Genomic DNA, 14,032 nt, shown 5'->3' on the forward strand with positions numbered 1-14,032 from the left:
CTTTATGGGTCGGCCTCTCTCGGTTACGACAGGCAGAAATCCAGGATCTTGCTACGGCTGGCTGTGGGTAAAAGACTCTTCCTTGACTGGGACTGTTATCCTCTGTGATTTTGAACAATTAGTGGAAATGCTTGCGACAGCTCGGAGGTTGCGTGGACGTATATGACATCAACGAAGTCCTAGACAAGGCCCCGTTGCACGATGTGGCTCGGTCTCTCGGCATGGTGTTGGAGCAGCGGGGAACAACACTAAAGACTGTTTGTCCGTTTCATCAAGACAGTAAGCCATCGCTCAATCTATTCCCTGCGGATGCTCAAGGGCCTGCACACTTCCACTGTTTTGCATGTGGCGCGCATGGCTTTGCGATTGATCTTGTAAAACAAGTCCAAGGAGCTGAATTCCTCCCGGCTGTTCAATGGCTGGCGAAAACGTTCGGAATCCAAAGCAAGCGGCAGAACGTGACTGGCCGTGCCACTGAGAAGAGTGTGACAGAGCACGCGCTTGCATTCGCTCAGAAAACCTTCAATAAGCATCACGATGCAGTGCGCTTCCAAGCATGGTGCGTTGAGCGCTCCTTTGATCCCGAATTCCTTTATCGAGAAGGTCTGCGATGCATCACCCACTCGGTATTGGTTTCAGAACTGGACACGATGTCGCATGGTGTTCGTCTAGAAGTAGTTGATGGGTTATTGTCACTTGGTCTTCTGGTACGACTGCGCAAGCAGACCAACTCAAGCCAGCTGAAATTGACGCTCCCGGATCAGTTTCGGGATTACTTCCACGATGGAAGAATCCTCATCCCAATTCGTAGCGGCCAAGGACTCACCTCAAAAGTCGAAGGGTATGCAGGCCGAAGCCTTGACGCAGTACCAGCCGAAGGTGTCGCCAAATACCTACTAAGCCCGGGTTTGCGCAAAGCAGACCAATTGTTCAATGCACATCAAGCACTCCCCGAGACCGCCAAAGAGCTCAAGGCGGGTCAAGACACCACGCTCTATCTAGTCGAAGGTTTCCTAGACGCCTTGCGCTTTCAGTTTTTGGGATTGCACGCCGTTGCACTCATGGGGACGTCCCTCAGTGATCTTCAGTTTGATCAGCTTAAGCAATTAGTGGAGAGCCTTCCGGCCGGGCAGGAGCAAGCTGAGTTCAACGTCGTCATCATGATGGACAATGATCGAGCCGGCCTTACAGGAGCGGATCGCTTGGTGCGTCGCCTATTGGCTTGGCGTGGGGTGAGATTACGCTGGGTAGGGTTTGATCAAAACGCCGTAAGTAGTTTGGGGAAGGATCCGGATACCTGCCTACAGAAGCAAGTATCAGGAGCAACTGCCAAAGATCTCTTGGATAAATACACCTTACCTGCGGTTGCAGTGCTCTTGGTGGCGGAGCTCGAACGCACCGATGCGACCGAGCTACAAGACGAAAGCTGGACAGCGATGACTCTCTCCCGAAAGGAGCGCGCTTTATTTCGGGTAGCGCGAAGTATTCGTCAATTGGCCGGACGTCAGTCCTTACATCAGCTGCAAGCATGGCTTGATGCCCACTTAAAAGGACATGCCGGGATATGGTGGCAAGATCTCCATGATCTTTTGCTTGATCAAGAGACTGCAAAAGAGCGATTTAAGGCATCCGAAGTATTCCTGAATGGTCAGGCAGAACGTCTACGTCAAGCACGAGTGCTTGCGTATCACGGTGCGCGCCGCGGAGAGTTACCCTGCGACGAAGAAGCCTGGCTTACACTGGACGTGAGCGCGAGGCTGTTTGATCAATTAGCAACCGAGCGGTTGCGGCAGTCACGGTGGGAGTCGGCAGGTCTCTACGATGCTGTGCACTTACCACGTAAGCTCAGCGCGGACGCCAAAGTGCTGGATGACCCCCGCCTAAAGGTCATGCCTCATCCAGCCGACTTGCATTTGCAACAGGTTTTGCTGAACGAGCTTTTAACCCAGCGACATGATCAATTGACCGCTGCGGGCAAGATGTTTTCGGAGTACATCCCGGCCGTCCGCTGGTACTCCTCCCAGCAAAGAGTTGAGGTCACTGGAAACGAGGATGAACTCGTAGCGCTCGAAGGTGAGGTGCCTGCCCTCAGCTTCGGTTACCAAGTAGACATGGATGTCTTAGAAGGTCGACGTCCTCCTTCCGATCAAGGCATGTTCAGGCCTTATGGGCAGTGTTGGCGCGCGTTTATGGAGTCGCTTTACAAACAGAGCAGCGCCATTGGCAATCGCGTGCACGTCTTACGCTTGGACGCGAAACGGTATTACGACTCCATCCAACGCTATGTTGTGCGAGATGCACTGCTAAATCCGGTGAAACAAGCGCTGATTGGGAACGGTACAGATTTCTTTCAAACGTTGCTGGGCACCCCCCAGACAGCAAGCCCCGAATCAGTTGCCGAGCGTTTGGTGGACATGCTGTGCGACAGCTTGTTTGCCTATCGCTACCCGGATCCAGACTCTGGCGACAGCAAGGTTAGCCAAGAATCGATTGGTATACCGCAGGGGCCTGTTATATCGGCATACATCGGCACAATCGCCCTATTTCCGGTGGATTTGGCAGCACGTCGATTCATGCGCGGGCACGTCTATCAAGGGCCAGATCAGAGCCCCCTGCCTCGTCTGGGCTATGCCCGCTATGTTGACGATATCGTATTGCTTGCAGACAGCGAAGAATTGTTAAGCGAGCTGCGCCAAACCTTACAGGTCGCAGCATCGAGACTCGATATTACCTTGTTGCTTAAGGGTGATTCGGTCGAATCCGGCACGCCGGACGAAATCATGCAACAACTAAACGAAGGGCGTGGGTTCGCGGCATCTTTACCCGCCTGGGAGCCTCCATTTGTAGGAGACGGCGAGTCTGGGTGGGGTCTTGGTGGTGATTTGCCGCAAATGGATCGCCAATGCGCTCTACGTCTACTTCGTCATCCTGGTTTGATGGATAACCCCTCAAAAATTCACGAGAAGATCAAGGAGGCCATATTGGCCCCGGATCTGAGACCAACTGATCTTGGACTTTGTGCCCGATGGATATGGTGGGAGGTTGCAACTGAACTGACACAAGATGCCAACCCAGTGAAGGTATGGGACCGGTACTGGCAGCTCTGGCGCTTTGTTTGCGAAGAACATGATTGGGCGTCCGAGTTTGAAGTGCGAGGCTATAGCTGGCTTTATGCAGTTGAAGGACTGGACAAACTTCTTGCCCCGAACCCATGGATGGAGAACGAGCAATCCCAGAGCCAGGTTCCAGAAAATCGCGCAACTCTAAGCACTTTGGCAAGTGTCGTAGGTACAACGAACTTCTTTGATAAATTGCCACCTCACTTGGTAAATCACATTCACGTGCGTCACCGCTCGCGTCTGGTGACGATGAAGGCTCGAAGGCTAGCTCGACCGCACGAAATGCCGCCCGCGTCACCTCCTCAAGGGACTCGTCAGCTGACTCAAATCGAATGGCTTTGTTTTGCTGCGGAGCAGCTTCGCGAGCCCCACGCGAATGCCCATCCAATTAACCCTTTAGCAGGGAGAGAACCTGTAGGGCGCGGGGTTTTAGTTGCCCAGCAAATCTGCGGTCTACTATTGCCGGTCCAAGGCCAAAATGCCTCAGCAGATATGGACGAGGCTCGAGATCTCGCCTTGGACATGGTTATTCGCAACGTTCAGAGCATCAGGCTGAATGATGTTATCCGGCATTTTGGACACCTTCTGAAAATAAACGGCGAAATAGACGCTATCAGCATTTTGCCCAGCCTGCCGCTCAGCGATCAGGAAGCATTTTGGGGCTACTCAGGACGCCCCGAAGAATATTGGTTACATCGATTCTCAAAGGGTGCCCCAACGAAGCAGGCGATCCTTTTTTGCGTGGAGCTTGCAGAGGAAGGAACACCTGTTTCAATGCCGCAAGCTCAGGAACTAGAACATACGAAACTAAATGAACTGCTCACTCGCAGCACTACTAGCGAAACCGTTCCGTGGAAAACATTCGACGCCAGTCAAGTTGGCCGTGCCCGCAGAACCCATCTCGCCGCTAATCTGTTTAGGTCTCTCCTAGCACTGCAACGACAAAGTGAGGACCTTAATGGAAATGTTGCTGTGCCGGTGGTGCAGCATCTATTTGTAAGCACTGAGCAAGACGAGCGAAAAATACTGCATTTGCTAGCAGATCTTGTCCCACATGATGAGCTTGGTGTCAGCGCGTGGCATGGTGACTCAGACGGCCGTCTGCGCGTGGTCAATGTCCCACATACAGGAGCAGACTTCTGGCGTGTTGGATGGGCGGTAGCAGACGCCCTTGGGCTAGCCGAAGATATGGCGGGCGAAGCTGGAGTGCGTGATGAGACCCTGGGCGAAACGAGGACCTCTGTTGAACATTACGTTTTGCGGCAGCAGCTGCGGAAGCTACAGGGAGTCTACCTGTCAGAAGCCCAGATTTGGTCCACAGATCCAGATGGTATACCGAACACAATAAAGCGCGCCCTGGACTTACTTCTAGCATTTGACTCGAAGGCATCTCCCGACCAACAGATCAAACAATTATTCGAAATGGAAGCCGAAACTCGTGCCATGGCATTAAGGCTCCAGCAGTTCGGAGTGGGGCTCCGCCGCCAGCTGCACGAGCTACCATTACGCGTACTGAATCGCCTACCATTATGGGCCTTGCAAGATCTCCACCTATGCAAACAGGAGCCCGGTCTGCGTCCAGACCTCGCTCTGATGCTAGCTCTCGCCTCTGCCATTGATTGCAAAGAGGCAGCTCCCGCCGAACACGCAACGGGAGCGGCGCAAGCCTTGCGAGCCTCGCTGGCTTTGGCCGCGACGGCTGTAGGACTAAGAGGATGTGTCGCCTCCCTTTGGGGACTATCGCGAGAGAGAGGCGCACGACGCATGCCGGATAGGCTACCGATTCCGGCGGATTGGAATCCTCCTGATGCGGTTCACCAAGATCCTCAACCCGACTACACCGCGATACGCAAATGGTTGAACGACGGAGATTGGGCAGCCCTATCAATCGCCAGTCCGTGGCATTGGATGCTGGCACTACTAGGCACGCTAGAAGGTACCTGCCCGCAGGCCTTTGACTTAATGCCTTTGCGAAAGATCTATTCAGTAATCTTGGCCTGGCAGAGCGATCCTTCCACTGTAGGAGAGCAAGCTGTATGGCCGTATGACGGCCTACCCTCGCTACCGGCGGACAGTTGGAGGGAGCTACTTCAAGCCTTACCTGCTGCTGTTAAGGGGTTGGATCAGCTATTGGGAATCCAAGTTGTGAGTGCAACGGCTCCTCAATATCGTCGCAACCCCCACACTGATGAGTTCACGGATGCCCTCAGTGAGGAGTGGTCACTCAGCAAGCCACAATATACCGGCATAGGCGCAGCGGATCGGGTGGCGCGAGTTCGTAGTGGTGCTCGCAATATGAGCATATGGACCGAAGTGCGAAGAAAGACAGATAACGAGCTGCTATCCGTTCATACCCTAGATCGTAAGCTGGCCGATTGTTATGGAATGGCTGCCCCGGCTGGCGAGACCGATGAGCGACTCGATGTAACAGCGGCTGACAGCATAACTTCCGCCCCTCCTGTTTCTGAAACGCAGACAGATCCTGCTACTGGCCAATCTGAGCCAACTAGCGAGGTCGATTCAGTTGAAAAGGATTCTGGCCAAAATAATTCTAGGGATCGCGAGGCCGGCGACGCTGACTTACAAAATTTTGATCGCGAGTTCAGGGAATCACAGAGAAACTCCTGGAAAAAGCGTGGTAAGGCTAAGTCACCCGCGCAAATGCGGGTGGCGCTCTTTCAATGGAAGATCGTTGATACTTACTCCCATCCTCTCGCAGAAGCGGGCTTAGCCGGGCTCGACTTGCCCCGCTGGGTCAAAGATGAGCTCGAAGAACTCTGTGTCGGTGATTTCAAGGAGTTGAGTGAGGCCTCCAAGCAAGGCCAGGAGTCCAAATGGAAGGAACAGCGAAGTGTTGAGAGTTGGCCAGAACACCGACGAAGGGCCCTACTAAAAAAAGCTCTGGAGGCTTGTACCGACCTAGGCGTTGACCTCCTCGTTCTCCCAGAAGTATCAGTCAGACCCGATACGGTGGAATGGTTAAGAGACAAGGCGTTAGCCAACCATAAGAATCTTTGGGTCTTGGCCGGCACTTATAGGAGATTTGAACCGAACAACTCGGATAAACACCTGATGGAGCCGCTCACTCTGCTGTGGCACCCACCAGAAGCCTTGGCACGACAACTAGGAGTGGACGAAGCCAAAACTTTCGAGTTTGTCAGGGGTAAAAAATATCGAGCCGTAGCGGCTAAGGAATTCTTCCAACCACAGTGGGACCCGCTAAAGCCGCTCTTTTCTAAAGAGCGACTGTTGCAGGAAGTCCTTGAAACTGTGGGCTGGGCATCCTTCGGTGACAAAACGTTGGTGGACCTAAAGGCACTTTTGACTGCCCTTGATGAAAAATCACCAGTAATGCAGTACTGCATGGAGCTCATTTGTTCGGAGCTTTTTTTGATGACCAGCCCCGCCAACATTCGGCCACTACAGTACGAAATTGCGGCACTCCTAGAACGCTTTCCCAATAAGCAAGCCGACAAGGCAAGCGAAATTGTTCTGGAGGACTTCAAGGCTCTAGGAGAACTACTCGATGTGGCCCAAATTGAGCGCCCTCGGCGCTCCGTGCTCCTGGTTCCGGCCGCTACGTCTCGGACCAATGACTACTGGCATGCTGGTCAAGCGAGCGTTCTAGCGTCTGGGACAGCAACAGTATTCTGCAATGCGGTTTTGGATAGGGCATTTGTAGGCGGGAGTTGCTTCATTGGCATCGATGCAGTGTCGCAAGCGACAAGACATGCGGGACAAGTAAGTGCTTTAACCCCCTACCACGGGTGGCATAAAGGTATCTATTTGGGGCGTGCATCCGACGCGCTTTCGACAGCAGACCAAGCATTAGTTGTTGTGGATCTAGACCCTATTCACGTCGTCAGCGGAAAACCGCGCCCACAATTGTTGGCCGAACCAATGTCGATGGTGGCTTACCTACCCGTTGTGGAAGTACTGGATCGAGAAAAAAACCGCCTCGAATTAACACGCTTGTTGAGCGGGAAAGTAAATTCACGTTTTCGCGATCGACTTAATGAGCTCATGAAGCATGTGAGCCATCGAACCAAGCAAAGTCCGAAGGGTTTTTACTCTACTCTCGAAAAACTGCTTGAACAGAGAAATAGTCCGCTCCTAGAAAGAGAGGAGCTTGAGGATTTCACGAAATCCTTCTCTGACGATTACTCCGTTCGTGAGCGTCTCATTGCATGGCAAAACGACCGTCACCAGCAGCCAACTTCATTGTCATTCCCTTTGGGCCTAGAGCCTGCATGGCTTGATTATTTAGTCGCGGATTTAACGGTAGGTGGTGACTTGGCTACTGTGACCGTGCCGTCCTGGACCGCCGAAGACACTGGTCATCCTGGAGAAATGATGTCTGAACAATAAGGCAGCACTCGTTTTGCACTTCCATGCAAACGAGCCGCTAGCTCATTAACAATAACAGCTCATAGACTTCCACCTGTGCTCAAAGCATAGGAGGAAGCCTATTTAGGCTGGGTATTCCAAGCACAGGTGTAACTGAATCGTATCGGACAGCTAAAATCGACCGCTCTGCGGTACAAAACGGTACAGCGCCCAGCTTTTACCCATCTAAAGCAATACTTTCAGCTAACTGCACCTGCGCTGAACCACAACGATTTCACAGGGCTTGTAGCGTTTCTAGGCAACTCATAATCCATTAATCCACGGTTGAAGACCATGTGGGCCCACCATATGAAATGGACAACTTAGGTCAAAAAGTAGCTTCACGCGGGCAATAACTGTGGGGGTGAGTGTGGGGCTAGAGGCCTAACTTATCTTAGATCCACGTATTTAGCGGCCTCCAGAATGAAAAAGCCCGCAGCGACGGCGGGCTTTTTCAGCAAGCAAGGAGCAGTCCTTAGATAGGACGGCTGCCGTACTTGTTATCAGGCTTCTTTGGCGGATCCGCCACCACGTTGGCCTCGACTTCCTGAACCTTGCCACCTTTGGCCAGGAACTCTTCCATCGCGCGGGCCAGAGCATCACGCTCTTTGTTCTTGGCTTCGACACTCGGCAGCTCGTCTACCGACACCGCGGCCTTGGCCTTGCCCTTGGCGGTCGGGGCCGGCGTGTCATCACCGCCATCGTCGTCGGCAACGTCTTCGGCTGCCGCTTCAAGGCCTTCTTCGGTCTCGTCTTCGTCGCCTACTTCGAGGTCGTCGTTTTCCAGATCATCGTCGCTCATGTTCTACCTCATGACTTGCGAAAAGCAGATTAGTTATAGCCCAGCCTGGTCGCCTGTCGACGACTGCCAGAAAAAATTCAACATCCACCGGTAACCAGTGGTTATGCCCCTTCACCGTGCAGGGTGACGAGGACTTTGCGAGCACCGCCATGATCGCGGTGCTTGCCCAGATAAACACCTTGCCAGCTGCCTAACGCCAATCGGCCCGCCGTGATGGGCAAACTCAACTGACAGCCTAGCAAACTGGCCTTGAAGTGCGCCGGGAGGTCGTCCAGGCCTTCGTCGTTATGTTCATAGCCGGCTGCGCCTTGTGGGATCAGCCGATTGAAGAACCGTTCGAAGTCGCGACGGACCGCCAGATCGGCGTTCTCGTTGATGGTCAACGACGCCGAGGTATGCTGCAGCCACAAATGCACCAGACCGACCCGGAATGCCTTGAGTTCAGGCAAGCCGGCGAGTAACTCGTCCGTTACCAGATGAAAGCCCCGAGGCCTGGCCCGCAGGGTTATCAGAGTCTGTTGCCACATACAGTTCTCCGCACGTTCGGGGCGCATTCTAGCGCGCTCTGGAAAAAAACAAAGACCCTAATATTCCTTCGTTGCTGTAAGCCATCGCCCCTACAAAAACCTGCAGTAGAAACCCCGGTAAAGGTCCAGGAAAAATCCTTTCAGCCAGCTCTGCAGTGAAATATTCCGGACAAAAAAATGCCCGGCAAGCCGGGCAAGTTTTTTCTGGCGCCAGCTTACAAGTTGTAGCCGCGCTCGTTGTGTTGAGCCAGGTCCAGGCCGACTGCCTCTTCCTCCTCGGTGACACGCAGACCCATGACGGCATCCAGCACCTTGAGGATGATGTAGGTAACGATACCGGTGTAGATCACCGTGAAACCTACGCCTTTGCACTGAATCCAGACTTGTGCGGCGATGTCAGTCACAGTGCCGAAACCGCCCAGGGCCGGTGCTGCGAAGACACCGGTCAGGATCGCGCCGAGGATGCCGCCGATACCGTGCACGCCGAAGGCGTCGAGGGAATCGTCGTAACCCATTTTGCGTTTCAGGGTGGTGGCGCAGAAGAAGCACACCACGCCCGCCGACAGACCGATCACCAGAGCGCCCATTGGGCCCACGGTGCCTGCCGCTGGAGTGATCGCTACCAGGCCGGCTACCACGCCCGAGGCAATACCCAGTGCGCTTGGCTTACCATGGGTCAACCACTCGGCCAGCATCCAGCCCAGGGCTGCAGCAGCGGTTGCGATCTGGGTGACCAGCATCGCCATGCCCGCAGTGCCGTTGGCCGCAGCGGCGGAACCGGCGTTGAAACCAAACCAGCCGACCCACAACATCGCCGCGCCCATCAGGGTGTAACCCAGGTTATGCGGAGCCATCGGCGTGGTCGGGAAGCCTTTACGCTTGCCCAGCACCAGGCAGCAAACCAGGCCAGCGATACCGGCGTTGATGTGCACTACAGTGCCGCCAGCGAAGTCCAGCACGCCCCAGTCCCACATCAGGCCGCCGTTGCCGGACCAGACCATGTGCGCAATAGGTGCGTAGACCAGGGTGAACCAGATACCCATGAAGACCAGCATCGCGGAGAATTTCATGCGCTCGGCGAAAGCACCGACGATCAGCGCCGGAGTGATGATCGCGAAGGTCATCTGGAAGGTGATGAATACCGCCTCGGGGAACAGCGCCGCCGGGCCAGTCAGACTCGCTGGTGTGACACCGGCGAGAAACGCCTTGCCCATGCCGCCAAAGAACGAGTTGAAGTTGACGACGCCCTGCTCCATACCCGTGGTATCGAACGCGATACTGTAGCCATAAATGACCCACAGAACACTGATCAACCCGGTAATGGCGAAGCACTGCATCATCACGGAAAGAACGTTTTTCGAGCGCACCATACCGGCGTAGAACAAAGCCAGGCCGGGAATGGTCATGAACAGCACGAGGGCTGTCGAGGTCAACATCCATGCAGTGTCGCCGGAGTTGAGGACTGGGGCCGCCACTTCGTCTGCCGCCATGGCCAGGCTGGGCATTACGATGGACAACAGGGCTCCTAGCCCTGCGAATTTACGCAGAGTCATATTGTTTTCTCCTGGGGCGTTGGGTTTGTGGCGGCTTAGATTGCGTCGGTATCGGTTTCGCCGGTACGGATGCGAATCGCCTGTTCCAGATTGACCACGAAGATCTTGCCGTCACCAATCTTGCCGGTGTTGGCCGCCTTGGTTATCGCCTCGATAACCCGATCAAGATCCTTGTCGTCAATGGCGACATCGATCTTCACCTTGGGCAGGAAATCGACCACGTATTCCGCGCCGCGATACAGCTCGGTGTGACCCTTCTGCCGACCGAAGCCTTTGACCTCAGTGACGGTAATGCCCTGCACGCCGATCTCTGACAACGACTCGCGTACGTCATCCAATTTGAACGGCTTGATGATGGCAGTGACTAGCTTCATGAAAACTCTCTCCCGAATAGGTGGACTTGCCCCAGGAAAACAAACCCGACTCAAGTCTAAGCGCAGTGCCTGGCTTTGTAACGCATCGTCGGCCGTACCCGCCCGACTGACACCAGTTAACCGCTGCCGGCGAAACTCCCCGTTTCGCCTGCCGCACTGCGTTCGTCACAGCGACTGCATCAGTGCAGGGGTCACAGTGGTCTTAGCAGAAAGCTTGCCATGTCCTGAAAAGCGCGTGATTTCAATCTCTTAACCGTCAAAGCCCGCGAATACGCAGGATTCGGACTGGCGTTACGCACAATAACGGTGCGCCGACGGACGGCAGAATGCGCGAAAAGCGTGCGCAGGCAGCCGCATCAATGAGCCACGAAGCTGCGTGTTACACTGCCCGCCATCCGTTTTAAGGACCTCTCTCCCATGCTTGCACCCAAAGACCTGCTCGACGCCCTCAGCGGCCATGCCTCCCGCCTGTTCAGCGGCGATACGCCGTTGCCGAAAAGCGAAATCGAAAGCCAGTTCAAAGCCCTGCTGCAAAGCGGCTTCAGCAAGCTGGACCTGGTAAGCCGGGAAGAGTTCGACAGCCAGATGGTCGTGCTGGCGCGCACCCGGGCGCGGCTGGAGAGTCTTGAAGCGAAAGTGGCGGAGCTCGAAGCCAGACTCAATCCGAACGCCGAGTAATACCTCTACCTGCAATATTCTGCGAAGGTTTCGCGCCCGCCACCGGGCGCTAAAACACCATTGCCCATCTACCCTTGAACAACCGCAGGAAGCGGCTCTCTCGTTCAAGGAATGATCATGTCCCTATCCATCGTCCACAGCCGCGCCCAGGTCGGTGTCGAGGCGCCTGCCGTTACTGTTGAAGTGCATCTGGCCAATGGCTTGCCGTCGCTGACGATGGTCGGCTTGCCCGAAGCGGCGGTGAAGGAAAGCAAGGACCGGGTGCGCAGTGCGATCATCAATTCCGGACTGCAATTTCCCGCACGGCGCATCACCCTGAATCTCGCACCCGCCGACCTGCCCAAGGACGGCGGCCGGTTCGATCTGGCGATTGCCCTGGGGATCCTCTCTGCCAGTGTGCAAGTCCCGACCCTGACCCTGGATGACGTCGAGTGCCTGGGTGAGCTGGCGTTGTCCGGCGAGGTCCGGGCGGTTCGCGGTGTGCTCCCGGCGGCACTCGCGGCGCGTCAGGCCGGACGCAGCCTGGTGGTGCCCTGGGCCAATGCCGAGGAAGCATGCCTGGCTTCCGGACTGAAGGTGATCGCGGTGCATCACCTGCTCGAGGCGGTGGCGCATTTCAACGGGCACACGCCCATCGAACCTTATGCCTCCGATGGCTTGCTGCATGCCAGCAAACCCTATCCCGACCTCAGCGAAGTACAAGGCCAGGCCGGCGCCAAGCGGGCCCTGCTGGTTGCGGCGGCAGGTGCACATAACCTGTTGTTCTGTGGACCGCCAGGCACCGGGAAGACCTTGCTGGCCAGTCGTCTGCCGGGGCTGCTGCCACCCCTGACCGAAGGCGAGGCACTGGAGGTCGCGGCAATCCAGTCAGTTGCCAGCTGCATGCCCTTGAGCCATTGGCCGCAGCGGCCTTTTCGACAACCGCACCACTCGGCTTCCGGACCGGCGCTGGTGGGCGGCAGCTCTAAGCCCCAGCCCGGGGAAATTACCTTGGCCCATCACGGTGTACTGTTTCTGGACGAGCTTCCGGAGTTCGATCGCAAGGTTCTGGAGGTCCTGCGCGAGCCCATGGAATCCGGGTACATTGTGATTTCTCGAGCCCGCGACCGCGTACGATTTCCGGCACGCTTCCAATTGGTCGCAGCGATGAATCCCTGTCCCTGCGGTTATCTCGGCGAGCCCAGCGGCCGCTGTTCCTGCACGCCCGATATGGTCCAGCGCTACCGCAACAAACTCTCCGGCCCTTTGCTCGACCGCATCGATTTGCACCTGACCGTCGCCCGCGAGGCGACCGCGCTAAACCCTGCCGTAGCGCCCGGTGACAGCAGCGCGAGCGCCGCCGAGCGGGTCGCCCAGGCCCGTGAAATCCAACAGCAGCGCCAAGGCTGCGCCAATGCCTTTCTCGATCTGCCGGGCCTGAAAAGCCACTGCAAGTTATCCACAACTGACGAAAGCTGGCTGGAAAACGCCTGCGAGCGGTTGACCTTGTCGCTGAGGGCTGCGCACCGGCTGCTCAAGGTGTCGCGGACTCTGGCGGACCTTGAGCAAGCCGACACCATCAGCCGCGAGCACCTGGCCGAAGCGCTGCAATACCGACCAGCGAATCAGTGATCGAGACGCTCGACGTTCGGCAGCTCCATCGCGGCTACCTCGGCCTGCAGAAAATCACTGAGTCGACGCAGGCGCTCTCCGCCCGGACGAGTCTTTGGCCATACCAGGTAGTAATTCAAGCCACTCGCCACGGTGGTCGGCCAGGGCAGGCTGAGACGCCCTTGCGCCACATCCTCGGCCACCATCAACAGATCGCCCATCGACACGCCATACCCCCGTGCCGCAGCAATCATCCCCAACTCCAGGGTATCGAACACCTGCCCACCCCTTAGCGATACCTGTTCGGACAGCCCCATGCGCTCCAGCCAACTGCGCCAGTCACGGCGATCGGGCGTGGGGTGGAGCAGTTCAGCGTCGATCAGGCGCTCGACATCCCAGGGCTGATCGTTGAGCAGATTCGGCGCACCCACCGGAATCAACAATTCGGGAAACAACAAGCTGGCCTCCCAGTCAGGGGGGAAATGCCCATTACTGAGCAAGACTGCGCAATCGAACGGTTCGTGATTGAAGTCCACCGAATCGACGTCCATCCAGGCGCTGGTCAACTGCACCTCATTGCCAGGCTGCAGGTGGCGAAACCGACTCAGACGCGCCAGCAGCCAGCGCATGGTCAGGGTCGAAGGGGCTTTCATGCGCAGGATGTCGTCTTCGGCGCGCAAGGTGTTACAGGCGCGTTCCAGCGCGCCAAACCCTTCGCGCACGCCAGGCAGCAATAGCCGAGCGGATTCAGTCAATTGCAAATGACGTCCACTGCGCAGAAACAATCGGCAGGCAAAATGCTCTTCCAGCGTACGAATGTGCCGGCTCACCGCGCTTTGAGTAATGGACAACTCCTCGGCCGCACGGGTGAACGAGCTGTGACGCGCCGCAGCCTCGAAGGCGCGCAGGGCATAAAGCGGAGGAAGACGACGAGACATCAGGAAAATTCCTATAGCGCAGACGGCGAGCCCGATAAACAGCATGAGTTTTAATCATGCGAGCA

At 56.1% G+C, this 14,032-nt stretch carries 8 protein-coding genes; 3 read left to right on the forward strand and 5 right to left on the reverse strand.

Features of this window, described 5'->3' with window-relative positions; translation table 11 throughout:
• Positions 1-152 precede the first annotated feature (152 nt).
• Positions 153-7,487, forward strand: a complete 7,335-nt coding sequence (locus tag NR126_RS03495; RefSeq protein ID WP_256829678.1) for a CHC2 zinc finger domain-containing protein — start codon at positions 153-155, stop codon at positions 7,485-7,487.
• A gap of 493 nt (positions 7,488-7,980) precedes the next feature.
• Here NR126_RS03495 and sutA read toward each other — a convergent pair whose 3' ends face one another.
• The 4 genes from sutA to glnK all read right to left on the reverse strand — a co-directional run bounded on the left by sutA (position 7,981) and on the right by glnK (position 10,761).
• Positions 7,981-8,307 carry a transcriptional regulator SutA gene (gene sutA, locus NR126_RS03500; protein ID WP_027616847.1) on the reverse strand — a complete coding sequence of 109 codons (327 nt, stop codon included), beginning with the start codon at positions 8,305-8,307 and terminating at the stop codon, positions 7,981-7,983.
• A 101-nt stretch (positions 8,308-8,408) separates the two neighbouring features.
• Positions 8,409-8,834, reverse strand: coding sequence for a secondary thiamine-phosphate synthase enzyme YjbQ (locus NR126_RS03505; protein ID WP_256829679.1), 426 nt, complete (start codon positions 8,832-8,834; stop codon positions 8,409-8,411).
• Positions 8,835-9,049: 215 nt separating this feature from the next.
• Positions 9,050-10,387, reverse strand: coding sequence for an ammonium transporter (locus NR126_RS03510; protein ID WP_027616845.1), 1,338 nt, complete (start codon positions 10,385-10,387; stop codon positions 9,050-9,052).
• 35 nt (positions 10,388-10,422) lie between these two features.
• Entirely contained in the window at positions 10,423-10,761 is a 339-nt protein-coding gene (gene glnK, locus NR126_RS03515; RefSeq protein WP_002555808.1) for a P-II family nitrogen regulator, read from the reverse strand.
• Positions 10,762-11,178: 417 nt separating this feature from the next.
• Between glnK and NR126_RS03520 the strand changes: the two genes are divergently transcribed.
• Both NR126_RS03520 and NR126_RS03525 read left to right on the forward strand, forming a co-directional pair.
• On the forward strand, positions 11,179-11,439 hold the full coding sequence (locus NR126_RS03520; RefSeq protein WP_027616844.1) for an accessory factor UbiK family protein: 261 nt from the start codon (positions 11,179-11,181) through the stop codon (positions 11,437-11,439).
• Between the two features lie 117 nt (positions 11,440-11,556).
• Positions 11,557-13,050, forward strand: coding sequence for a YifB family Mg chelatase-like AAA ATPase (locus tag NR126_RS03525; RefSeq protein WP_256829680.1), 1,494 nt, complete (start codon positions 11,557-11,559; stop codon positions 13,048-13,050).
• On the opposite strand, the gene NR126_RS03530 is transcribed toward NR126_RS03525, so the two are convergent.
• Positions 13,044-13,967: a LysR substrate-binding domain-containing protein gene (locus NR126_RS03530; protein WP_027616842.1), complete on the reverse strand. Its 924-nt coding sequence runs from the start codon at positions 13,965-13,967 to the stop codon at positions 13,044-13,046. The genes NR126_RS03525 and NR126_RS03530 overlap by 7 nt on opposite strands.
• Positions 13,968-14,032: the final 65 nt, after the last annotated feature.

Origin of the sequence: Pseudomonas sp. Pse1 (assembly GCF_024519635.1) — a bacterium.
Classification (GTDB): domain Bacteria; phylum Pseudomonadota; class Gammaproteobacteria; order Pseudomonadales; family Pseudomonadaceae; genus Aquipseudomonas.

Bases quoted from the DNA above. Each gene is read 5' to 3' on its own strand.
- NR126_RS03505 (WP_256829679.1), bottom strand. From the start codon at position 8,834: ATGTGGCAACAGACTCTGATAACCCTGCGGGCCAGGCCTCGGGGCTTT.
- glnK (WP_002555808.1), bottom strand. From the start codon at position 10,761: ATGAAGCTAGTCACTGCCATCATCAAGCCGTTCAAATTGGATGACGTA.
- NR126_RS03530 (WP_027616842.1), bottom strand. From the start codon at position 13,967: ATGTCTCGTCGTCTTCCTCCGCTTTATGCCCTGCGCGCCTTCGAGGCT.
- NR126_RS03520 (WP_027616844.1), top strand. From the start codon at position 11,179: ATGCTTGCACCCAAAGACCTGCTCGACGCCCTCAGCGGCCATGCCTCC.
- sutA (WP_027616847.1), bottom strand. From the start codon at position 8,307: ATGAGCGACGATGATCTGGAAAACGACGACCTCGAAGTAGGCGACGAA.
- NR126_RS03510 (WP_027616845.1), bottom strand. From the start codon at position 10,387: ATGACTCTGCGTAAATTCGCAGGGCTAGGAGCCCTGTTGTCCATCGTA.
- NR126_RS03525 (WP_256829680.1), top strand. From the start codon at position 11,557: ATGTCCCTATCCATCGTCCACAGCCGCGCCCAGGTCGGTGTCGAGGCG.